General features: G+C 31.8%; 21 protein-coding genes. 12 read left to right on the top strand and 9 right to left on the bottom strand.

Annotated features, from left to right (window positions below; translation table 11 throughout):
- Window positions 1-828: transposase (locus DPN68_RS12185; RefSeq protein WP_239987041.1), on the top strand; the 828-nt coding region annotated here is incomplete at its 5' end.
- Between the two features lie 156 nt (window positions 829-984).
- On the opposite strand, the gene DPN68_RS12180 is transcribed toward DPN68_RS12185, so the two are convergent.
- From DPN68_RS12180 to hemN, 8 genes are all read right to left on the bottom strand, one after another.
- Window positions 985-1,554, bottom strand: a complete 570-nt coding sequence (locus DPN68_RS12180; RefSeq protein ID WP_133256605.1) for a hypothetical protein — start codon at window positions 1,552-1,554, stop codon at window positions 985-987.
- Window positions 1,555-1,756: 202 nt separating this feature from the next.
- Entirely contained in the window at window positions 1,757-2,071 is a 315-nt protein-coding gene (locus DPN68_RS12175) for an HPF/RaiA family ribosome-associated protein (protein WP_113989920.1), read from the bottom strand.
- 75 nt (window positions 2,072-2,146) lie between these two features.
- Window positions 2,147-2,788 carry a hypothetical protein gene (locus DPN68_RS12170; protein ID WP_113989919.1) on the bottom strand — a complete coding sequence of 214 codons (642 nt, stop codon included), beginning with the start codon at window positions 2,786-2,788 and terminating at the stop codon, window positions 2,147-2,149.
- The gene (locus DPN68_RS12165) at window positions 2,775-5,459 is read right to left on the bottom strand and encodes a cation-translocating P-type ATPase (RefSeq protein ID WP_113989918.1); all 2,685 of its coding nucleotides are present in this window, start codon (window positions 5,457-5,459) and stop codon (window positions 2,775-2,777) included. The genes DPN68_RS12170 and DPN68_RS12165 overlap by 14 nt, the downstream gene beginning before the upstream one ends.
- A gap of 31 nt (window positions 5,460-5,490) precedes the next feature.
- On the bottom strand, window positions 5,491-6,069 hold the full coding sequence (locus tag DPN68_RS12160) for a cytochrome b/b6 domain-containing protein (protein ID WP_113989917.1): 579 nt from the start codon (window positions 6,067-6,069) through the stop codon (window positions 5,491-5,493).
- A gap of 91 nt (window positions 6,070-6,160) precedes the next feature.
- Entirely contained in the window at window positions 6,161-6,733 is a 573-nt protein-coding gene (locus tag DPN68_RS12155; protein WP_113989916.1) for a pentapeptide repeat-containing protein, read from the bottom strand.
- Between the two features lie 6 nt (window positions 6,734-6,739).
- Window positions 6,740-8,089 (bottom strand): DEAD/DEAH box helicase, encoded by a 1,350-nt coding sequence (locus DPN68_RS12150; RefSeq protein WP_113989915.1) that lies wholly within the window; start codon window positions 8,087-8,089, stop codon window positions 6,740-6,742.
- Window positions 8,090-8,189: 100 nt separating this feature from the next.
- A complete protein-coding gene (hemN, locus tag DPN68_RS12145) occupies window positions 8,190-9,554 on the bottom strand; it encodes an oxygen-independent coproporphyrinogen III oxidase (RefSeq protein ID WP_113989914.1) in 1,365 nt (454 codons plus the stop codon).
- 134 nt (window positions 9,555-9,688) lie between these two features.
- Here hemN and trxA point away from each other — a divergent pair, with 134 nt between their 5' ends.
- The 10 genes from trxA (at window position 9,689) to DPN68_RS12095 (ending at window position 18,658) form a co-directional block, all read left to right on the top strand.
- Window positions 9,689-9,991 carry a thioredoxin gene (gene trxA, locus DPN68_RS12140; RefSeq protein ID WP_113989913.1) on the top strand — a complete coding sequence of 101 codons (303 nt, stop codon included), beginning with the start codon at window positions 9,689-9,691 and terminating at the stop codon, window positions 9,989-9,991.
- Between the two features lie 26 nt (window positions 9,992-10,017).
- A complete protein-coding gene (locus DPN68_RS12135) occupies window positions 10,018-10,401 on the top strand; it encodes a rhodanese-like domain-containing protein (protein WP_113989912.1) in 384 nt (127 codons plus the stop codon).
- Window positions 10,402-10,419: 18 nt separating this feature from the next.
- The gene (locus DPN68_RS12130; RefSeq protein ID WP_113989911.1) at window positions 10,420-10,635 is read left to right on the top strand and encodes a YgaP family membrane protein; all 216 of its coding nucleotides are present in this window, start codon (window positions 10,420-10,422) and stop codon (window positions 10,633-10,635) included.
- Between the two features lie 230 nt (window positions 10,636-10,865).
- Window positions 10,866-13,202, top strand: coding sequence for a catalase/peroxidase HPI (gene katG / locus DPN68_RS12125; protein WP_204673663.1), 2,337 nt, complete (start codon window positions 10,866-10,868; stop codon window positions 13,200-13,202).
- Between the two features lie 231 nt (window positions 13,203-13,433).
- Complete coding sequence (locus DPN68_RS12120; protein ID WP_113989910.1) at window positions 13,434-14,687, top strand: tyrosine-type recombinase/integrase; 1,254 nt, start codon at window positions 13,434-13,436, stop codon at window positions 14,685-14,687.
- Window positions 14,687-15,382, top strand: a complete 696-nt coding sequence (locus DPN68_RS12115) for a hypothetical protein (protein WP_113989909.1) — start codon at window positions 14,687-14,689, stop codon at window positions 15,380-15,382. The genes DPN68_RS12120 and DPN68_RS12115 overlap by 1 nt, the downstream gene beginning before the upstream one ends.
- 113 nt (window positions 15,383-15,495) lie before the next feature.
- Window positions 15,496-15,774, top strand: a complete 279-nt coding sequence (locus DPN68_RS12110) for a helix-turn-helix domain-containing protein (protein WP_113989908.1) — start codon at window positions 15,496-15,498, stop codon at window positions 15,772-15,774.
- A gap of 79 nt (window positions 15,775-15,853) precedes the next feature.
- Complete coding sequence (locus DPN68_RS12105) at window positions 15,854-16,837, top strand: replication initiation protein (protein ID WP_113989907.1); 984 nt, start codon at window positions 15,854-15,856, stop codon at window positions 16,835-16,837.
- 183 nt (window positions 16,838-17,020) lie between these two features.
- Complete coding sequence (locus DPN68_RS12100; RefSeq protein ID WP_162298420.1) at window positions 17,021-17,887, top strand: toprim domain-containing protein; 867 nt, start codon at window positions 17,021-17,023, stop codon at window positions 17,885-17,887.
- Window positions 17,888-18,028: 141 nt separating this feature from the next.
- Window positions 18,029-18,658 (top strand): BfmA/BtgA family mobilization protein, encoded by a 630-nt coding sequence (locus DPN68_RS12095; RefSeq protein ID WP_113989906.1) that lies wholly within the window; start codon window positions 18,029-18,031, stop codon window positions 18,656-18,658.
- Window positions 18,659-18,660: 2 nt separating this feature from the next.
- On the opposite strand, the gene DPN68_RS12090 is transcribed toward DPN68_RS12095, so the two are convergent.
- Window positions 18,661-19,284: a hypothetical protein gene (locus DPN68_RS12090; RefSeq protein ID WP_133256604.1), complete on the bottom strand. Its 624-nt coding sequence runs from the start codon at window positions 19,282-19,284 to the stop codon at window positions 18,661-18,663.
- Window positions 19,285-19,665: 381 nt separating this feature from the next.
- Here DPN68_RS12090 and DPN68_RS12085 point away from each other — a divergent pair, with 381 nt between their 5' ends.
- Window positions 19,666-22,935 (top strand): type ISP restriction/modification enzyme, encoded by a 3,270-nt coding sequence (locus DPN68_RS12085; protein WP_113989904.1) that lies wholly within the window; start codon window positions 19,666-19,668, stop codon window positions 22,933-22,935.
- The last annotated feature ends 4 nt before the right edge of the window (window positions 22,936-22,939 follow it).

Below are 22,939 nucleotides of genomic sequence, written 5' to 3'. Positions count from 1 at the left end.
TATTTTGGACAAATCGCAGTAGACGATGCACACCATGTTATTACTGGAGCGTGTTCTGATTTTGCAGACAAGCGCGATAGTCAATGTTTAGAAAAAATTGTGGAACTTATCGAAGAAAACCTAAACGAAAACGACATTGAATTAGAAGAACTTTTAGCCGATGGCGGTTACAGCAGTGGCGAAGCGTTGGCGTATTTACATAAAAAAAATATTGATGCCTACATTCCTAACTTCGGGCAATACAAACCCGAGCGCGAAGGTTTTACCTTCAACAAAGAGGAAAATTATTACCAATGCACTAAACCCGAAGGCAACCAAGCCAAACTCCTTTTCAAAGGCGAAAAAACGGATAGTAAAGGCTACACCAAACGCACGTACCGAAGCAGCGAGAGTGACTGTAAAAACTGCCCACTCAGAGAACAATGTTGTGGCAAAAGCACTAAGTTTAAAAAGCTAGACGATAGCATCCACAAAGAACATTACGACCGTATGCATCAAAAACTCACACAAAATGCCAAATATGCCAAAAAGATGTCGAGAATACGAAGTAAAACAGTCGAACCTGTGATTGGAACCTTGGTCAACTTCACGAACATGAAACGAGTCAACACCCGAGGCATCAAAAACGCAAACAAACATGTACTCATGGCAAGTTTAACCTACAACTTGAAGAAATACTTGCGTTTTACCATCAAAAAACCAAGTGTTTTAGCCCAAGTTATTTCCTTAAAACAAGGGAAGTGCTTTGCTTTTATAAAAACGGTCTATCAAGACTTTATAATTTCAAATTTAAGCAACCAAAATTTTAGAATTTTGTACAGGAACTAAAAAGACAAACCTCGCTTAAAAGTGTTTAAACGAGGTCGGAATTTTATGTTTTTTGAGATTTTATTTTAAAAAATAGTAGTTGTGCAACAGTTACGGCTGTTAGCGGTTCGGGCTTCTTTTTCAGCGTCAATATTTTGTCTGTTTTCGAAATTCATTTTAGTCAAATATGTCTCTTACAAAAACTTTTGAACTGTCTAAATTAGTCCAAATTGTTTGAATATTTTTACTGTCGTTTGTTGAATATTCATAAACTATAATTGTGTCGCCTAAAGTCGCTGGATTGAACCAATCTAATGTTTCACCGTAAGGAATTTTCCCGTCCCATTTTGCTGTCGATAGTCTTTCTGTTGTAAACTCGTGTCTCGATAAAATTCGCTTTAATTCGTCAGGGCAAGTTTCAAAGTGTAACCAAATTGCATAGTCAATTTTTGGAACAACTTGGTCTTGGAAATTCAAAATCTTAATGCAGTCCGATTGTCTTTTGTCAAATAATGCGTCATAAATTTCTTCACCTGTTCTAGGTCTTAAAGTTTCTGATACTTTGTTATAGGTCTTACTTACAAACTTAAAACCTGTCCAAGCTGTCAAACCGATAAATGCAAAAAATAATAGTAAAGCTGTTAGTTTTAGTTTCTTGTTCTTTTTCGTAAAACCCAAAATCAGTGTCACGAGAAAAACCAAAAACGCAAGTCCTGAAATTACTGTCAATATTATTAGTTCCTTCATTTATTATCTCGTTTCGTTGTCTGTCTGTTGTGTCGTCTTTTAGCCTGACCGCTAACTTGTTTATATGCGAAACTTTCGAACTAGTTTCATGCCATAAAGGCAAGATAGGCGAAAGTTTTGCAATTTTTTAATTCGTTTATTTTTCCAAATATACAAAAAACCTCTTACAAAAAAATCCCGATTCTCATCGGGATTTCTAGTATTAATGTTCGCGCATTTTCTCTAAAGTAGTGCTTAAGGAACGCTTTATTTTTTCAACGGCTTCGTAAAAGGCTTTTTCAGGTGTATCGGAATGTGCTGTTACTGCAATTGGATTTTTCTTTTCCATTCTTGCTTCAATCATGCACTTTTTATCATTTTTTCCAAATTTATCGCCATTTTCGTCGCCTAAATGCACTTCTATTCGGGTTATTTTATCATCAAAACGAGCTAGTTCTTTTTTAATTTCTTCTGAAAAGAATTCATTCATTCGGCTGTGACCTTCAATGTTTTTGTCGGTGTTGATTTGTATTAACATATCTAATTGGGTATTAAATTAATAATACTTAAAGTTACGAATTTTCACTCAAATTAACAAGTGTAACTGTAAGAATTAACTATTTTTTATCTTTTGACCTAAAAATGCTTTCATGAAGTAACCAAACAACAATCCAGCTACTAACCAAACTGGAATGCTAATTAAAACTTTCTTCCAATTAAAAGGCGTTTCATCAATCAAAGGAGAAATTAGATTCATGAAAACAAACATAAAAAAACCAAAACTCAACCCTTGTTTCAACCACATGTTTTTTCCAAAAGGATTTTCAAAAGTTGCTAAATCAATGTTTTCAAAGCGTTTGGGTTGTGCCGCTAACCATTTGGCTTTCCAATTGTCTCTAAACCAATACCAAACAGGAAAAGTAAGCCATTTTAATAAAAAAGTAGTAGCATTCATCAAACACGGAATAATTTCACCACAACTCACACAATACAAGCCAAACCAGTTTTTCATGTGTGTTTTGTAATTGGCAGACCAAAGCCGAGCATCGTGCAAGGTATTGCAATGCGGACAAGGAACATAGGAACGCTCAATAAAGGGTTTGTCTTTTTGTGTTTTGTCTACCAATGAAACTTTTGGAACGCGCATTCCCAAGAAAATTTCATTAAACGCAATTCCTGGATTGATGATGTAATGCAGCACCATCCAGTTTTTCCAAGAATAAATTTTGTATTGTTTGGAATCAAATTCTTGCATTTTTTATCATTTTATAAATTTCCATTACTAAAACTATTGGTATAGCTAAAAGAGCAACTAAAACCCAATGGTCAAAACTAATTTTTTCTACACCAAGAATTTGTTGCATAAATGGAATTTGCATACTTAAAATATGAATTCCTTGTGCTAAAAGCACACCAAAAACAAGAATGATGTTGTTTTTTAATGACACTTTAAAAGTAGAAACTCGCTCTGAACGGCAATTGAACACATGGAAATTTTGCAAGAAAACCATTAAAAGTAAGACTAAATTTCGTGCAGAAGCTTCTTCAATTGTAGTATATTCTAATAAATAATACCAAAGTCCGGCAGCTAGTATTCCCATAGTTAAACCAGAAATCATATTTTGCTCTATCATTAAGCGATCAAAAATAGATTCTTTTGGGTTTCTTGGCGGATGCTTCATCGCTCCCTTTTCTCCTTTTTCAAATGCTAAAGAAACATCTTGTATGCCATTGGTCACTAAATTCAACCATAATAATTGCACCGCTAACAATGGTAAAGGCAATCCTAATAACAAAGCAACTAAAAAAATGAATATTTCCGCAGTTCCAGTAGAAATCAACAAATAAATCACTTTTCGCACGTTGTCATACGCAAACCTTCCTTCTTCAATTCCTGCTACTATTGAAGCAAAATTATTATCAACTACAATCATAGCACCAACTTCTTTTGCTACATCAGTTCCTGAACCCATGGCAACTCCAATATTTGCTTTTTTAAGTGCGGGCGCATCGTTTACACCATCACCGGTTACAGCAACAAATTCTCCTTTTTCAATTAAAACTTCAACAATTTCCAGTTTTTGTTGGGGTGAAACTCTAGCAAACACGGTTGAAGACAGAATTAAGTCTTGCCAAATTTCTTTATTTTCTTTGTGCTTGGTTAGCATTTGACCTGTAACTACTTTGGTATTCTGATTGGCAATGCCCAACTCTTTTGCAATGGTTAAAGCAGTTTCAGGATGATCGCCAGTAATCATAATTACTTTTATTCCTGCATCATGACACTCCGCTATAGAGGCAATTGCTTCAGGACGTAATGGATCAATAAAACTGATTAGACCTAAAAATACAAGAGACGAATATTCCTTTTCATTAGTTTCATCAAAATCAGCACTTACATTTTCATAGGCAAATGCTAGTACGCGGTAGCCTTTTTTGGCTAATGCTTCTGCATCGGTGGTGATTTTTTCTATATCTAGTGGAACAGTTGTGTCATCAATTTGCATTCGATTGCAAAATCCAAGAATAGTTTCAACTGCTCCTTTAACAAACAACTGTTTTCCTTCTGTATTTTGGGTTATTGCACCAGCAAATTTTTTCTCTGATTCGTACGCAATGGTTTGAAGCAATGTTACTTCGTTTAAAATTTCGTTTTGTTGGATTCCAAATTTGTATCCTAATCCTAATAGCGCAATATCCATAGAATCTCCAGAATAGTTCCATTTTTCATTGTCCAATGTTAAGGTAGCTTCATTGGCAATTAAAGCCGTTTTAATCAGATTCGCTAATGGATGTTCCGTTGAAAAAGTAATAGGATTGTTTGCAGCGTCATTTATTGTTCCAATGCCATTATAACCTTCTCCAGTAATTGAAAATTGGTTGCCATTGGGTAAGGTAATGACTTTTGCAGTTTGTTCGTTTACGGTTAGGGTTCCTGTTTTATCACTAGCAATTAAGGTGCAACTGCCTAAACTTTCCACCGAAGTTAGTTTTCTTACCAATACATTTCGTTTTGCCATTCGTTTAGTAGCAATAGATAAAGCCACGGTCAACGCAATAGGTAATCCTTCAGGAATTGCAGAAACGGCTAGTGCTACAATGAAAAAGAAAATAGCAGTGAAATCAGCACCTTGCAAACGCATGATGATGGCTAGAATAACACTAATTACAGCAATTATGATGGTTATTTGCTTCATAAAACGCTCCATTCTTTGTACCAATGGAGGTTTAGCAGATTCTGATTCGGTAACGCTTTTTGAAATTTGCCCTACTTGAGTTACTGTTCCTGTGGCAACGACAATACCAATTCCTCTACCTTTTAAAACGGTTGCGCCAGCAAAACCCATGTTTTTTCTTTCGGCAACTAGGGTGTTTTCTTTGGTAGTGCCAACAAATTTTAAAGAAGGAATAGATTCACCTGTTAAAAAACTTTCATCAATTTCTAAATTGTTTACTTCTAGAAAGCGCATATCAGCTGGGACTTTCATTCCTGATTCTAAATAAACAATATCTCCAGGGACAATTTCTTCAGCTGGAAGATTAACTAAAGAGTTATTTCGTTTTATTCGGGCATTAATTTTTATTAATTGTTGCAAACTAAATGCACTTTCTTCGGCTTTGAATTCTTGATACGTACCAATGAATGCATTGAAAAAAATTACAATAAAAATGAAGAGCGAATCACCACTTTCTCCAATCGCAATTGCAGCAAATGCCGCAGCAACTAAAACAAAAATTAGCGGATTAAGAAACTGACGTATAAAAATTTGAAAAACAGTTGTACGTTTGTTAGTTGGCAAAACGTTGGAGCCAAATTTTGTTCTTTTTTCAATTACCTCATTATCACTAAGACCTTTTGGAGTACTTTGAAAAGAAGTGAAAATTTCATCTAAATCTAAACTGTGCCAGTTGTTTTTTGTATGCATTGGAATTGTTTTAGCCAAAGCAGTAAGATAGCTATTTATTTTGGTTTCCCGAAATAATATTGGAAATAATTCCTTTTTGGTTACTAAATTCAGCCCATAAAACGCCGCTGAAATGAATCACTATAAAAGCGAGTAAATAGTAAATAGAAAGTTCGTGAATCGATTCCATTGGTTTTTTATAGGATTTTGGTCCCCATTCAATGATTAATCCTGTGATTAATGAAATTCCTGTGAAAATATAGAAAATCAAATACGTCCAATAATGGAATTTAGTTTTGGTGTCTAAATCTTTTTGAAACGGAGAAGTAAATTTCATTTCACCAAAAAAGGGTAGTGCTAAACGGATGCAATACAAACCTACTAAAACATATCCAAAATAGATGTGCCAAACCCACATTGGTTTTCTGATTTTTTTAGCCAAAACAATTGCTTCATCTTGTGGTAAGGTTTCGTAATTGTTTTCTGTTAAATAGGTTTGGATAATTTCGGCTACATGATTTTTTTCCATCCAAGTTTTTCTCAGGAAAATAGTCAGCAATAACAATAGAAAGGTAATGGCAATAGACCAATGTAAAACACGAAATATTTTGGAATAGTTTCTAGGTTTCATAAAGTTATTTTTAATTAGTCCAAATTTAGTAAAATTCGTTGAAGAAAAAACAGCAAAATAAAATTTAACAAATTCTAAAAAATAGCTTCAATTATTTAATAATCAAATCGTATTTTTCTAACAAACCTTTCAAACCTTCTAAGGAGAATTTGGCTTTTTTCAATTTGTTTTGTTCTGGGTCAATGGTGAAGTTGAAACTGGTACTAAAATCGGCTTTATTCGCTATGGTTTTGGAAAAAACAGCTCTGCGTAAATCGCAATGATCAAAAATAGATTCGGTTAAATCGGTTTCCATGAAATCGGCTGCAACCATACTACAACCAATGAAACGAATTTGTTTTAACTTGAGTTTGTAAAATTGGGTGTAATCTAAAGTACAATCGGTAAAATGAAAGGAATAAATAACCTGATCGGTCATGGCAAAGTTCACACTTGTAAAATCGCATTGTTTGAATTCTACATCGCGTAAGGAAACGTAATTAATTTTTGCTTCTCTAAAATTGCAACCAATAAAAGTACAATCTAAAAAGAAAACACTCTGAAAATTACATTTCGAAAAATCGCAATTGATAAAAACACAAGTATCAAATTGTTTGTATTTTATGGCATTTTCCTCAAAAACTTGGTTGTTCAAGGTAGTATCTCTTACAAAATCAGAAATCATAATTGTTTAACGATTTTTCTTTTTAGCGTCTCGTTTTGCTTCTACACCACGATTTCTTGGTGCGGTTTTTCTTGGTTTTGTTTTTCCTGGTCCGCCCAAGTTAACTTTTTTGTTTTTATCTTTTTTCTCGTGAAAAGCAGCGCCTTTTTCCTCTACATTAATTTTTTTACCAATGGTTTTGAACCTCTTTTTATCTTTTTCAAATTCCAATTTCTTTTCTTCAACAGTCACTTGCTCAGGAAACGGTACGAATTCAATTTCTTGGTTCATCAGTTCTTCAACTGCTAGTTGTTTTTCTTCTTCATAAGGAGCAACAAAACTAATGGCAATACCTTCTTTATCGGCTCTACCAGTTCTTCCTATTCGGTGAATGTATTGTTCGGGAACTTCAGGAAATTGTAAATTGAAAACGTGTGTAATATCAGAAATATCTAAACCACGCGCCATTACATCGGTTGTAATCAAACCTCGTAAGTCGCCATTTTGGAAACTTGCCATGGTTTGTAAACGATAATTTTGAGTTTTATTGGAATGAATTACACCAAATTGCCCAGGGAAAGCTTCTTCCAAAGCATCAAAAGCCACTTCCACAATTCGTTTGTTATTTACGAATAATAAAACGCGTTCTGTAGTTGCATCCGTCTCTAAAAGATGTTTTAACAAATTGATTTTCGTTAAGAAATTGGGAATATGATATACTTCTTGTTTGATTTTTTCTAATGGAGTTCCGCTTGGAGCCAAAGAAACTTCTTCAGGGAATTCGAAAAACTCATCTAGCAAAGCATCAACATCTTCTGTCATGGTTGCAGAAAACAAAATATTTTGTCGTTTGCTACGAATCATGGATAAAATAGAGGTCAACTGCACTCGGAATCCTAAATTTAAGATTTCATCAAATTCATCAATGACTAATTTCTGAAGCACATCAAATCGCAATACCCCGTCTAATGATAAATCCATTACTCTTCCTGGTGTTCCTACCAAAACATCTACTCCTAAGGCTAAGTCTTTTCTTTGTGTGTTGATATTAACTCCACCATAAATGCCTAAAGTTCGTACCGACATGTACGTGGTTAGTTTTTGAACTTCTTCTACCACTTGAACTACTAATTCTCTTGTTGGAACTAAAATTAGTACTCTTGGACTATCTGTTTTTTGAAATTTCCATTGCTTTAAAACAGGTAACAAATAAGCAAATGTTTTACCCGTTCCTGTTTGGGCAATTCCCATCATATCTCTTCCTGATAAAATTACAGGAAAAGCTTTTTCTTGAATAGGAGTTGGGTTTGTAAAGCCTAGTTCTTCAACGGCTTTTTGTAAGGATTTAGGTAAATCAAAATCTTCAAATGTCTTCATAGCGGGTAATTTGCCACAAAGGTACTCTTTTTAAACGAAATAGAAAGTTTTCACCATTTCGGTTACGGCATTTGAATTTTTATAAAATGATTTACTGGTATTAAATGGTCATTGAAAACAATTGCGTTTGTGGTGCTTTTCTCTTTAGGCGTAAATCAAAAGCCATACAAATATTTCTTATAAAGGGTTTTCCTTTTTCTGTTACTGTAATTTTGTTTGCTGAAATTGCCAATAAACCATCATTTTCCATTTCTTTTAATGCACTTACTACTTCATCAATTTCTGGAAATTGCATTTCGGGTTTTTCCCAAGAAGTTTCAAATTGGCACATAATATTTAAAATATGACGACGAATGATCAAATCTTCTTCATTCAACAAATGACCACGATAAATTGGAATTTCGTTTTTGTCTAATCGGTCGTAATAGTCTTCCAATACTTTTTCGTTTTGTGCAAAAGCGGTCCAACTATCACTTATGGAAGAAACGCCTAAACCAATCATTAATTGGGTATTAGTAGTGGTGTATCCCATGAAATTGCGATGCAGTTCTCCTTTTTGGAACGATTGGTACATGGAATCGTTGGTTAGAGCAAAATGATCCATTCCAATTTCATGAAATCCATTAGCCGCTAATTTTAATTTTCCTTGTTCGTATAATTGACGTTTTACATCATCTTTAGGAACATCTTCGTCATTGAAACCGCGTTGTCCGTTTCCTTTAATCCATGGCACATGAGCGTAGCTATAAAAAGCCAAGCGATCGGGATGTAAGGAATTCGTTTTATCGATAGTATCCAAAACATCATCAAGTGTTTGAAAGGGTAAACCAAAAACCAAATCATGACTAATAGAAGTATAGCCAATTTCTTTCGCCCAAAATGTCACTTTAGCTACATTATGGAAAGGTTGCATGCGATTGATTGCCTTTTGTACTTTTTCGGAATAATCTTGAACACCAAAACTTACTCTTCGGAAACCCAAATCATATAAGGTTTGTAAATGTTCTTTGGTTGTATTATTAGGATGCCCTTCAAAGCTAAATTCATGACTTGGAGCAACGTTACTTTTTGCTAAAATTCCTTGAATCAGAGTAGTTAGATTTTCAGGAGAAAAAAACGTGGGAGTTCCGCCACCCAAATGAATTTCTTTTATTAGTGGTTTTTCAGGGAACAATTGGCAGTATAAATCCCATTCTTTTAAAACGGCTTTGATATATGGATTTTCAACTTCATGACGTTTGGTAATTCTTTTATGGCAACCACAAAACGTACACAAACTTTCACAAAAAGGTAAATGAATGTATAAACTAATACCTTCTGAAGCGTTGGTTTCTTGAAACGTTTTTAAAAAGGAGTTTTGCCAATCTTTAGCCGTAAATAGTTCTTCTTCCCAATATGGAACCGTAGGATAACTGGTATATCTTGGGCCAGGGACGTTATATTTTTGTACTAATGAAGGTTGCATAGTAATAAATTTTGTCAAATGTATATCGATTTGAAACAATAAAAAATGACAATTGTCATATTGGCAGTTTTGTAACAAATATTACAGATGCGAACATTTGAATGCTGTAATTTTGTGTAATTAAAATCATAATTATGAATACGAAATTTAATACCCTTATAAACGAGAGACAATTAACCTTAGTTGATTTTTATGCCGATTGGTGTGGCCCTTGTAAGATGTTAGCTCCAATTTTACAAGAAGTGAAAGCTATATTGAAAGATGAAGTACGCATTATTAAAATCAATGTTGACCAACACCAAGATTTAGCTGCTGAATTTATGGTGCGTGGTGTCCCAACTATGCTCTTGTTTAACGAAGGAAAAATGCTTTGGAGACAATCTGGAGTTTTGAGTGCTCAAGATTTAGTGACAATAATTCGTCAACATTCCAAATAATTTTATAATTTTAGAAAAAAAATAGTATGAAAGTATTTTTATTGAGTTTCTTAACATTGCTTGCTTCATCATGTTTAAAACAAAAAACGGAAGGAGTTTTAGTGGTTAATGCATCGGTTTTTGAACAAAAAATGGCAGAAGAAGGCATTCAACTAGTAGATGCCAGAACTCCAGAAGAGTTTAGTGAAAAACATATAGCGAATGCTTTAAATGCAAATATTTTAGGAGAAGATTTTGAACAAAAAGTTACATCCCTTGATAAAAACAAACCTGTATTGGTGTATTGTAAATCCGGTGTTCGTAGTGCTAATGCGGCAGCTAAATTAAAAGCGATGGGTTTTACAACTATAATCGATTTGGATGGAGGAATAACGCAATGGATAGCTGATGGGAAACCAGTGGAGAGCTAATCAATAAACTATAAAATTATGAAAAAAAATGTAGGTAATGGAGATCGTTTTCTTCGCGTCATACTAGGTGTTATTGCACTTATTTTAGGTTTATCTGGAGCATTTGATGGTACTACAAAATGGGTTGTTTTAGCTATTGGGTTGTCAATGGTACTAACATCATCCTTTCAGTTTTGTCCAGCTTACACGCTTTTAGGTATTAATACTTGTAAGGTTAAGACCAAAAAGAAATAGTTTTCGAGTGGTATTTGCCACTCTTTTTTTAAGAACTATTAATTGAAAAACTTAGACAATTTAATTTTTGTCTATAAAAATTTATGATTATCAATCAAAAGTTTTTGTTTATAGCTATTTTAATTAATTATATTTAAAATCTATAGTAGTATAAAATTTATCATTCTAAAATACCGTTTTTTTTACTCAATATTGTTGAATTTTGAATTATAAAATTTAAAATCAAACAAATGAAAAGAACAGTATTACTTTCAAGTTTATTTCTTGCGTCAGTTGCTTTTGCACAAGAAACCGTTACTTGTCCGGTGACTGGTAAAACTTACAATGTGGGCGAAATGGGAGCACAAAGAGGTCCCCACACAAGTTCCATTGAACAATACACTAATGCCAAACCAACTACAAATCCTAAAGTTGAAGTAGCTCAAAAAGGAAGTGAAAACAAAGACAAAAACAAAGAATGGTGGCCTAATCAGTTAAATTTAGACGTTTTGCGTCAGAATTCTGAATTAAGTAATCCAATGGGAGCTAAGTTTGATTATGCGAAAGAATTCCAATCATTAGATTACAATGCTTTGAAGAAAGATTTAACGGAATTAATGACGCAATCTCAAGAATGGTGGCCAGCTGATTTTGGTCATTATGGAGGGTTATTTATTCGTATGGCATGGCACAGTGCAGGAACTTATAGAACAGGAGATGGTAGAGGTGGAACGCGTGCTGGTCAACAACGTTTTGCACCACAAAACAGTTGGCCTGATAATGGGAACTTAGACAAGGCACGTCGCTTGTTATGGCCTATTAAACAAAAATATGGTAATAAGATTTCTTGGGCAGATTTGATGATTTTAACCGGAAATGTAGCCTTAGAATCAATGGGTTTTAAAACATTTGGCTTTGCTGGAGGTAGAGAAGATGTTTGGGAACCAGAATCACATGTCTATTGGGGACCAGAATCAAAATGGTTAGACGATAAACGTTATTCTGAAGGAAGAAAATTAGAGAATCCATTAGCTGCTGTTCAAATGGGATTGATTTATGTGAACCCAGAAGGACCAAACGGAAATCCAGACCCAGTACTTGCGGCAAAAGACATTCGTGAAACTTTTGGAAGAATGGGAATGAACGATGAAGAAACAGTAGCCTTAATTGCTGGTGGACATACGTTAGGAAAAACTCACGGTGCTGGAGACGCAAAGCATGTAGGTCCTGAGCCAGAAGCAGCTCCAATTGAAGAACAAGGTTTTGGGTGGAAAAGCAGTTACAAATCAGGAAAAGGTACTGATGCAATTACTTCAGGTTTAGAGGTAACTTGGACATCAACTCCTGCAAAATGGAGTCATGATTATTTGACGTTCTTGTTTAAATACGATTGGGAATTAACTACAAGTCCGGCTGGTGCAAAACAATGGATTGCAAAAACAGATGACAAAATTATTCCAGATGCATTTGACAAAAACAAAATGCACAAACCTTATATGTTAACTACAGATTTATCCTTGCGATATGATCCGATATATGAGAAAATATCAAGACGTTTTTTAGCAGATGAAAACGCTTTTAATGAGGCATTTGCTCGTGCTTGGTTTAAGTTAACTCATCGAGATATGGGACCAAAAGCTACATATTTAGGACCAGAAGCTCCAAAAGAAGATTTAATCTGGCAAGATCCAATTCCTGCTGTAAATCATAAATTGGTAAATGATAAAGATATCAAAGCACTAAAAAATCAAATTTTAGTTTCAGGTTTATCCATTCAAGATATGGTAACGGTAGCTTGGGCTTCAGCTTCTACTTACAGAGGTTCGGATAGAAGAGGTGGAGCTAATGGAGCGAGAATTCGATTAGAGCCGCAAAGAAGTTGGGAAGTTAATAATCCAATGCAATTGAATCGTGTTTTACCAATTTTAGAAAAAATTCAAGCAGATTTTAATGCAAAATCTAAAGACAAAAAAGTTTCTATAGCTGATTTAATTGTATTAGCAGGAAATACTGGAATAGAACAAGCAGCTAAAAATGCGGGTTACAATGTGCAAGTTCCCTTTACACCTGGTAGAATGGATGCTTCTCAAGAACAAACGGATGCAAATTCATTTGCAGTGTTAGAGCCACAAGCGGATGGATTCCGAAACTACCTGAAAACAAAATATACGTTAGCAACCGAAGAATTACTAGTTGACAAAGCGCAATTATTAACATTGACAGCTCCAGAAATGACAGTTTTAGTTGGTGGAATGAGAGCTTTAAATACAAACTACAACGGTTCAAAACATGGAATTTTTTCAAATAAAAAAGACCAATTGACGAATGATTTCTTTGTGAATTTATTAGCAATGGGAACAACTTGGAAAGCAACTTCTGATGATCAAGAACTTTTTGAAGGTAGAAACATGAAGACTAATGAATTAAAATGGACAGCAACTCGTGCCGATTTAATTTTTGGTTCTAATTCAGAATTAAGAGCTATTGCTGAGGTTTATGCTCAAGAAGACAACAAACAAAAATTTGTAAATGACTTTGTAGCTGCTTGGACGAAAGTTATGAACTTAGATCGCTTTGATGTAAAATAAAATTATAGTTATTTAAAATTTAAAAGCCTGTAAATCATACGATTTGCAGGCTTTTGTACTCTTTTGAATTTGTTTTAGTGGAGTCGGAGAGAATCGAACAATATATATATTGATATATTGTTAATAACTTAAATGCTATATTTATCAATACATTACAGGTTTATTTATATTTGTATATATCATTTTTTTATATGTAAATATAAAAAAAACGGCAACTAAAACGGCAACTGTATGAAATATACTTTTAAATTAAAAGAACCCAATTCTAATAAAGAAACACTAATTCTTTTTACCTGTTCATTTAAAGATGAGAATAAAAAATTTGTCTATTCAACAGGAGAAAAAATACATCCAATTAATTTTGACTTCCAAAATAAATTTCCATTTGCAGCAGGAAAAAATAAAGCAAAGGGATTTGAAAGTATTAAGATGCAATTAAACCGATATTCAGATTTATATCTTGAAACTTCAAGTCTTTATAAAAGAATCAATGAGCCTTTTAATTCAATATTACTTAAAAAGACATTTGATGAAGCTTTTAAAAAGACTAAGAATGTTAAAAACATTTTCTTTGATGCTTATGATGTTTTTACTGCTGAAAAGATAAAAGGGAAAGAATGGTCAGCTTCTACTATCAAAAGATATCAGAATATTAGAAATATACTTGAAAACTTTGAAGTAGCAAAAAAGTATAAATTGACTTTTAGTAAAATCGATCATGCATTTCATCGTGAATTTACAACTTATTGCATGGATGATTTAAAGCATATTAATAATACTTATGCTAGAAATCTAGGGTTATTTAAAACATTTATGTTTTGGGCTAAAAAAAACAAATATACTTTTAACGATACTTTCACCGAATTTAAAAAAGTAGAGCGTGTTATTACTAACCAGGTTGCATTGACAATTGAAGATATTGAAAAGCTTTTAAATCATGAATTTGAAAGCAAAAAACTTGAGAGAGTTAGAGATGTTTTTGTCTTTGCCTGTGTTACAGGAATGCGTTTTGGTGAATTATCCTTAATTACAAAAAGCAATGTAACTGATTCCGAAATATTGCTAAAAGAAGATAAAGACACAAATAAAGTTGCAAGAAATATACCTTTAACTACTATTTCTAAGTTCCTACTTTCAAAATACGATTATAAATTACCTCTAATTGCAAATCAAAAGCAAAACAAATACATAAAAGATGTTTTTGAAGAACTCGAATACACTCATAAAATTCAGAAAGTTACAACTAAGGGTAAAGAAAATATTAAGGAAGACTTGTTTTTTTATGATAGGATTTCAACTCATACCGCAAGGAGAACCTTTATTACGATGATGAAGCGTCAAGGTAAGTCAGATAAGTTAATTGCCTCTATAACAGGGCATAACGACCTAAAAACCCTAAATCAATATTATCAAGTTGATAGTGAGCAAAAAAAGGAAGCAATGGATGAAGTATTTAATGTTGAACTTAAAATGAAAGTTGTGTAATGGAAAATCATAGAGGAAGATTATATTCTGTTTTATTAATTGTAATTATAATTAGTAGTATTGTTTGGTATTTTTATAAATTGGATAGTAACATTTCTAATTATAGAACATTTATTATTCTTGTTTTATCAGTTATCTGTTTGCTTTTTTACTTACAAGGGCTATTTAAAATTCATAATTTGGAATTTTATGGTATAAAATTAAATCAAGAAATTAAGAATTCAAATATTTATAGAACAAGTCATAATGATAAAAGTGACAAATCATTTTTTATAGAATATGAGGTTGTTGATGATGTTTTTTCGAATCAATATTTTACAGAAAGTAGTCTTGTTCAAAATTTTGAAAAGACTTCAAACAATTTTGACAAGAAAAAAGAAGAAGATAAATTCGATGAAAAATTGAAAAATAAATTAATTAAAATTGTTGAAGATTTAAAAATTACAACAAAAAAAGACTTTGTGATTTTATTGCTTTTTGTAAATGAAAACGAATATCCACTAAAAAAAGACACTTGGTTAGTTGAAAATTTTAATTTAATTTTTAATAATGATATCAAAGCTCAGTATGTAAATCAAATTAGAAAAACTGAGTTTGAAATTTTTCATAAAAATGGCGAGTTTACTAGAGTTCAAAAAAAATCTTATGAATTATATGAGAGAATTAAATCTCATTTTATAGCTATAAGTGAGTGAAAATTATAAATAATGATAATATTTTACTTTAATTTACTTTAGAAAAGTCTTCTAAACTATTCTAAAGTATTGGAATTAATAACATTGCGGTAAACTTTTTAAAACGCAATGTTATGACTCACACAAATCCATTTGAAGCAATTCATTCAGAGTTAAATGAATTGAAGGGTATGGTAAAACAGATTCTTACCGCACCTAAAGAAGATTATTCTTTAAAAATCTATACCGTTCAAGAAGCTGCAAAAATACTTGGATGTAATCATCAAACGGTAACTAATAATATTAAAAAAGGTAATATTGAAGCCTTTTATGTAGGTAATAGAAAAAGAATCAAACACGACCAAATTTTTGATTCTAATAACAAAGTAAAGTCAATTAAATACAAAAGATAAGTATGGAACTAAGGTTCTGTACTTGTCTTTTTTGTTTACAATAGTTGAGGAAAATTGTACCAAGCTAAAAATTTAGACTTTGAAAAACACTATTTACATAAGAAAACCCAATCATATTTCGACGGCTCGATTTACATTGTCAACTATTGAATATAATATCATTTATTTCATTATTGATGAGCTTACAAAATCGCAAAGTTTAGATGTTAATGTGGAATATTCGGAGCAAGAAATTGTAATTGAATTAAAGAAAATAGAAAAGCATAATAATTATCAAAGAGTAAAAGATTCAATTAAATCATTAGCTTCAAAACAAATAGAATATCATATTAACATTCCAGGAGTTAATGGAAAATCACAACAAATCCAAGAGAATATTACTTCTTTAATTAGTGGAATAAAGTATGTTAGAAATTCAAAGTACATATCATTCATCGTTCCTTCACAAGCATGTAGGTTTTTTTGCTATTTAGGAGGCGGTTTTACGCCAATTCAGAAGACAATCGCAATAGGATTAAGCTCAATCTATTCTAAAGCCTTATATGAGCTTTGTTGTCGTTGGTTAGATAAAGGTGGTTATAATTGTTCTATTGATGATTTAAAAGTGTATTTGTCTATTGAAAATAAATACAAACAATTAGCGCATTTTAGACAAAGAGTGCTTGATGATTCTATCATTGAGTTAAAAGAAAAAGCAGATTTATTTTTCACTTACACATTGACAAAATCCAATAAAAAATACGACAGAATTTCAATAAAAATTCATGGTAATTATAAAAACAAAAGTGGCTTTTCTGGTGTTAAAGAGGAGCATTATAGATTCGTTTATTTCTTTTTGAAACGTTATTTTCCAGATTATTTAGACTCTAAAGCATTGGATTACACGGAAATTTTAGTCAAGCAGAATAATTTAGAGAAAGCGTATTATCGATTTCTTAAACTAGACGATAACCATTCCGATGGAAGTAAAACTAAAGAAGATATTTACAATTTATTAATAAATGTGATTTTGCCTGAACTGGAAATTACAAAATCACACAAAACTTTAAATAAGTGTGAGTGATTAATGAACTTAGTCATTTTGTGTGATTTACTTAGTCATTTTGTGTGAATTGATTAAAAAAAGTTAGTCATTTTGTGTGATTTACCTTTGTTAACCCCAATAAAATAAGCACTTAACAACCTTGTACAATAGGTTAACCTATAATTAATTTTACAAGTTAAACGAAAAAAAAAAAATTTCCTGATGAAAAAAGAAAAAATCACTTTGGAAAAAGCTCGAAATATTTCAATTGAATTAGTACTTCAAAAAATGAATTATACACCATCAAAAAAAATAGGTTTTGACATTTGGTATTCCAGTCCTCTACACGAAGAAAAAACACCTTCATTTAAAGTGAATACTAAAATTAATCGATGGTATGACCACGGACTTCAAAAAGGCGGTAACGTTATAGATTTTATTTCAATTAAATTCAATTATTCGATTCCAGAAGTTTTAAAGTTCTTAGAAAACTATTCAGATGAATCTATTTTTTCTTTTCAAAAGCAAGAAAGTATAGAATTCAATTTTACTGAAACTGAAAGTAAAATTAAAATCAATAAAGTGATTGATATACAGCATTTTGCATTGAAGCAATATTTAGAAAATAGAAAAATTTATTTCTATGATAATGAACCATTTTTAAAAGAGGTTCATTACGAAGTAAATGGGATAAAATATTTCGGAATTGGATTTCAAAATCAAAGCAATGGATTTGAAATTCGTTCCAAATATGCAAAAGTTTGTATCGTTAAAAAAGACATCAGTTTAGTTGTAAAAGGTTATAAAAACAAATTAAGAATTTTTGAAGGTTTTTTGGATTTTTTATCATTCACAAACACATACAAATCTGATTCCGATTTTTTAATTCTTAATTCAATAGCATTGATAAATCGATGCGATGAAATTTTATCAAACTATGAAGAAATTGAGTTGTATTTTGATAATGATGCAGCAGGAAATTCTCATACAAAATCAACTCAAGAAAAATTTAAAAATGCAAAAGATTGCAGAACATTTTTTAAAGATTTCAAAGACTTAAATGAATGGCTTATAAATACGATTTTATGAGGGTGGTTTAAGACACGCAAGAGGGAACGGAGTTAACACTCCATTCTATCAGTAAATACGACATTAGTTTTTTAGATTTTACGGAAATAATACGTAAATAAAGTTTAATTAGTTTATAATCAAATATTTAATACTACGGAAATGAAAAAATTGACACAAAATAAAGACATCCGTTTATCAGGAACTTTAGCAGACAGATGGGTAACATTGCAAAATAGATTTGGTTACAAAACCAATATTCATTTAATTGAAGATATGATGTATTTTTTTGAAACAAATCCAGTAAATCCAAAACAAAGTTTTGGTGGACTTTTAAAAAAATTAGAAGAAAAAATGATTGAATTTAATTCAGATAATAATCGAGTTATTGCAATTGTTCGTAACATTGAAAAAATAAAAATTGACCCAATATACCGTATTCTATCGACTGAAATAACTTCAGATTTAAGAGATATTAGAAAGAGAATATTGCTATCAGAAGCGTATAGAAAACCTTCAGAAAACAACTCTGAAATCCAAAAAGAAATTGAAGAAAAAATTACAAAACAACTTACTGAAAAATATGAAAATAAATTAACAGAGCACCGTAAGAGCTACATGGAATTAAATAAAAAATATGACCAAATCACACTTGAAAACGCTCGAATTCAGAATAAATTTTTAAAGTTTGGTAAATTATATTCAATTGAAAAATCAACATTTGGTTCAAAAAATAAAATTGTTTTCGATATGAGTGAAAGTGATTTTTTGGAATTAATTTCTTTAAAATAAATTTATTCAAACTGAATTTTTTTTGTTGTATAAATTTTCAAAATTGATTCATATTCCTTTTCCGAAATTTGAAAACTTTTTGAAAATTTTGATTCGAATAAATCAACGAAATATAATCTGAAATAGATAAGAATCAGCGTATTTAATTGGTTGTCTGACTGATAATAGAGCAACATTTTTAAGAATTTAGCTTGAATATTATCAGGTTTATTTTTGAAATGTTTTTCTATTTCCATTGTAAATAAAAACAATAAAACATCATAACTATTTTTATCATCTAATAGGGTATCAATGATTTCGCCTCTATCCTCATAGTTCAGATTAAGTAACTGAATTTTAAATATGTCGATTAATTTTGAATTCAGAACTTCTTCTGTTGATTTTGCAGTTTTGTTATTCTCAATAAAACTTTCTGACAGACTAGCATACCCAGAAATAAAGTCTGGAGTAGTAAAGTCTTGAAACAGTAAGTAATTTAGGATTTTTTGAAAAGCAGATCTGCCGCTTTTTGTTGTTGCTTTTTCTTTCATAAGTGCTAAAAAAATGCGTGAGACATTAGCCATCAGTAAAAGAGGTACTAGGAGACCCAACAACCAAATGACTACGCCCACGCAAGTATCATGCACAGGCGTAAGCCTTTTAGTTTGGTTGTTTAGAAGATTCCTAGTTTTCTTTTACCAAATAAAAGCTTACGCGATTAAATATATTTTCTGATGTAAAATTAAGAAATATATTTTTTAAATATGTGGTAAAGTTTCGATTAAAATTAAAATTTCAATAATTTCTCTTTTTGACTTAATTTATTTGAAAATTTGTTAAATCTGCTGACTAATTTTTTTTATAACCTTTTACGGTTTTTCTCATTTTTATCTCAATCCCTTTATTTACTTTGCCTCTCGAAAGCATACCGTAAAAATACGCAGTTTGAAAATAGGGTAATTTTACGGGTTGTATAGGTGCTTTTTTTTTCTTATGTTTGAAAAAGTCATAATTTAATTACTAGCCTAATGACACTTACTCAGTACATCGACAAAATTAATACGCTTTACAAAACAGGAAACGCTAGAGAGCATTCCTATCGTGGTGATTTACAAAATCTTTTAATGCGTTTACTGCCAGATATTCTAGTTACCAACGAACCCGCTCGTGTGGAATGTGGAGCACCTGATTATGTGCTAACTCGTAAAGATATTCCTGTAGGTTATATTGAAGCAAAAGACATTGGTGTAGACTTAGGAAGCAAAACTTTAAAAGAACAATTTGATAGATATAAATCGGGGTTATCTAATTTGATTTTTACCGATTATATGGATTTCCATTTTTATAAAGATGGTGAATGCATTACAAAAATTGCCATCGCTTCTCTTGAAAACGGTAGTATTATTGCTAAACCTGAAAACTTTGAGCAATTCACTAATCTAATTCAAAATTTTGCGATTTCAGTAAGTCAAACCATTAAGTCGCCTACAAAATTGGCGCAAATGATGGCAGGAAAAGCTCGTTTAATGGCTGATGTAATTGAGAAATCATTAAATAATGATGACCTAGAAGGCAAGCGTTCCCAAATTAAATCTCAAATGTTAGCTTTTCAGCAAATGCTTATTCATGATATTGATAACAAATCATTTTCTGATATTTATGCTCAAACCATTGCTTATGGTATGTTTGCAGCCCGTTATCACGACCCTACTTTAGCTACCTTTTCAAGAGAAGAGGCAGCTTCATTGATTCCAAAAAGTAATCCATTTTTACGCAAATTGTTTCATGACATTGCTGGCTACGATTTAGATAATCGTTTGGTTTGGATTGTAGACGAATTGGTAAATATATTCTTGGCTTCTGATGTGGCTATGATTATGAAGAATTTTGGTAAAAGCACCAAACAAGAAGACCCTGTTGTACACTTTTATGAAACGTTTTTGGGCGAATATAACCCAGCATTAAGAAAAGCACGAGGCGTTTGGTACACTCCACAGCCTGTAGTAAACTTTATAGTTCGTGCTGTAGATGATATTTTAAAAACTGAGTTCGGGTTAAAAGAAGGTTTAGCCGATACAAGTAAAATAAAAGTAAAAAAGACGATTCCAAAGTTTGATGAACGTTCTAAAACTAAATCAAAAGTTATTGGAGAAAAACTAACCGAACAAGAAGTACACAAAGTACAAATCTTAGACCCTGCTACTGGAACAGGAACGTTTTTAGCCGAAGTAGTAAAACACATTTACAAAAAGTTTGAAGGACAACAAGGTATTTGGAGTAAGTATGTTACCAATGATTTAATCCCTCGATTAAATGGTTTTGAGTTGTTGATGGCAAGTTATGCAATGGCACATTTGAAAATGGACATGCTATTAACCGAAACAGGTTATAAACCATCGGACGACCAACGTTTTAAAATATTCTTAACCAACAGCCTAGAAGAAGCCCACCCTGATACGCAAACACTATTTAGCAGTTGGTTAAGCGATGAAGCCGACCAAGCCAATGCCATAAAGCGTGAAGCCCCTGTAATGGTGGTTATGGGAAATCCTCCTTATAGCGGTGAAAGTGCTAATAAAGGAGAATGGATTATGAACCTCATGGAAGATTATAAAAAAGAACCAGGAGGCAAAGAAAAATTAAAAGAACGAAATCCAAAATGGATAAATGATGACTATGTGAAGTTTATGCGTTTTGGGCAACATTTTATAAATAAAAACGGAAGTGGAATTTTAGCATTCATAAATCCTCATGGCTTTTTAGATAATCCAACATTTAGAGGAATGCGTTGGAATTTATTGAAAACGTATGATAAAATTTATACTATAGATTTACATGGCAACAGTAAGAAAAAAGAAACTGCACCCGATGGTTCTATTGACCAAAATGTATTTGATATTATGCAAGGTGTTTCTATAAATGTATTTGTGAAAACAGGGATAAAAAAAGAAAATGATTTGGCAGAAGTTTTTCATTTTGATTTATTTGGAAAAAGAGAATTTAAATATGATTTTCTATCGAATAATTCAATTAAAACTATTGAATATAAAAAATTACCAAATGTTGCTCCAAATTATTTTCTAGTAAATAAAGATTTTGATGTTCAGGAAGTTTATGACAAAGGTTTTAAGTTAAATGAATTTTTTACTTTAAATAATGTTGGAATTGTAACAGCGAGAGATAATTTTACAATTCATAAATCAGAACAAGATCTAATCGCTACAATTGAAGATTTTCTGAGTTTAGAAGATGAAGCTGCCAGAATTAAATATGAATTAGGAAAAGATGTAAGAGATTGGCAAGTAAATTTTGCAAAAAAAGATTTGCAAGAAAACTATCCTAATAAAGGAAAAATAACAAAAGTATCTTATCGTCCTTTTGATATTAGATATACATTTTATACAGGGAAAACAAAAGGATTTCATTGTTATCCGAGAAATGAAATAATGCAAAATTTTACAAGTAATAATAATTACGGTATTGTTTTTAAATTAGGCAATTCAGAAGAGAACTCTGTTCCTGTCATGATTACAACTAATATTATTGATTTTAGAAGTTGGTCAAGACCTGGAATGCAAGGAGGTGATTATGTAGCACCTTTGTATATTAATCACAAATCATCAAACCAAAAAAGTTTAATTGATTCAGAAGTTCGCACGCCTAATCTAAACATAGAAATTGCTGAGAAAATAGCTAAAGGTATTGGAGCTAAATACATTCCAGATTTAGAAGAAAGAGATTATGCACAACCTCCTGAAGGCTACGACCCACAATTAGAAATTAGTCCGCTTTCAATTTTAGATTACATCTATGCTGTACTACATTGTCCAAGTTATAGAGAAAAATACAAAGAGTTTATAAAAATTGATTTTCCTCGAGTACCCTATCCAAAAGATGCAAAGACTTTTTGGCAATTAGTGGCATTAGGTAGCGAATTAAGACAAATTCATTTATTAGAAAGTGAAGTTGTAGAAAAGTACATCACACAATATCCCAAAGATGGCGATAATGTTGTCACAAGGCCAAAATTTGTCATTAATGATGACCACAGGATTATGAATCCTGCGCTCATTACAGGTAACGTTTTTATTAATGAAACACAATACTTCGCTAATGTTCCTGAAGTTGCTTGGAATTTCTACATCGGTGGTTATCAACCTGCTCAAAAATGGCTTAAAGACCGTAAAGACCGTGAATTAAGTTTCGAGGAAATTCTACATTATCAAAAAATAATTGTAGCGTTAAGTGAGACGGATAGGATTATGAAAGGGATTGATAAAATTGAAATTTTAAAATAATCAT

The organism is Flavobacterium tibetense (genome assembly GCF_003293845.1).
Taxonomy (GTDB): domain Bacteria; phylum Bacteroidota; class Bacteroidia; order Flavobacteriales; family Flavobacteriaceae; genus Flavobacterium; species Flavobacterium tibetense.
Note: the sequence above shows the minus strand (reverse complement) of the source record. Positions and strands in the feature narration are given on the sequence as shown.

Coding starts and splice junctions, on each gene's coding strand:
- DPN68_RS12115 (WP_113989909.1), top strand. CDS start 14,687: ATGGAAAATCATAGAGGAAGATTATATTCTGTTTTATTAATTGTAATT.
- DPN68_RS12155 (WP_113989916.1), bottom strand. CDS start 6,733: ATGATTTCTGATTTTGTAAGAGATACTACCTTGAACAACCAAGTTTTT.
- DPN68_RS12100 (WP_162298420.1), top strand. CDS start 17,021: ATGAAAAAAGAAAAAATCACTTTGGAAAAAGCTCGAAATATTTCAATT.
- hemN (WP_113989914.1), bottom strand. CDS start 9,554: ATGCAACCTTCATTAGTACAAAAATATAACGTCCCTGGCCCAAGATAT.
- DPN68_RS12175 (WP_113989920.1), bottom strand. CDS start 2,071: ATGTTAATACAAATCAACACCGACAAAAACATTGAAGGTCACAGCCGA.
- DPN68_RS12165 (WP_113989918.1), bottom strand. CDS start 5,459: ATGCATACAAAAAACAACTGGCACAGTTTAGATTTAGATGAAATTTTC.
- DPN68_RS12120 (WP_113989910.1), top strand. CDS start 13,434: ATGAAATATACTTTTAAATTAAAAGAACCCAATTCTAATAAAGAAACA.
- DPN68_RS12095 (WP_113989906.1), top strand. CDS start 18,029: ATGAAAAAATTGACACAAAATAAAGACATCCGTTTATCAGGAACTTTA.
- DPN68_RS12130 (WP_113989911.1), top strand. CDS start 10,420: ATGAAAAAAAATGTAGGTAATGGAGATCGTTTTCTTCGCGTCATACTA.
- katG (WP_204673663.1), top strand. CDS start 10,866: ATGAAAAGAACAGTATTACTTTCAAGTTTATTTCTTGCGTCAGTTGCT.
- DPN68_RS12160 (WP_113989917.1), bottom strand. CDS start 6,069: ATGAAACCTAGAAACTATTCCAAAATATTTCGTGTTTTACATTGGTCT.
- trxA (WP_113989913.1), top strand. CDS start 9,689: ATGAATACGAAATTTAATACCCTTATAAACGAGAGACAATTAACCTTA.
- DPN68_RS12110 (WP_113989908.1), top strand. CDS start 15,496: ATGACTCACACAAATCCATTTGAAGCAATTCATTCAGAGTTAAATGAA.
- DPN68_RS12150 (WP_113989915.1), bottom strand. CDS start 8,089: ATGAAGACATTTGAAGATTTTGATTTACCTAAATCCTTACAAAAAGCC.
- DPN68_RS12170 (WP_113989919.1), bottom strand. CDS start 2,788: ATGCAAGAATTTGATTCCAAACAATACAAAATTTATTCTTGGAAAAAC.
- DPN68_RS12085 (WP_113989904.1), top strand. CDS start 19,666: ATGACACTTACTCAGTACATCGACAAAATTAATACGCTTTACAAAACA.
- DPN68_RS12135 (WP_113989912.1), top strand. CDS start 10,018: ATGAAAGTATTTTTATTGAGTTTCTTAACATTGCTTGCTTCATCATGT.
- DPN68_RS12180 (WP_133256605.1), bottom strand. CDS start 1,554: ATGAAGGAACTAATAATATTGACAGTAATTTCAGGACTTGCGTTTTTG.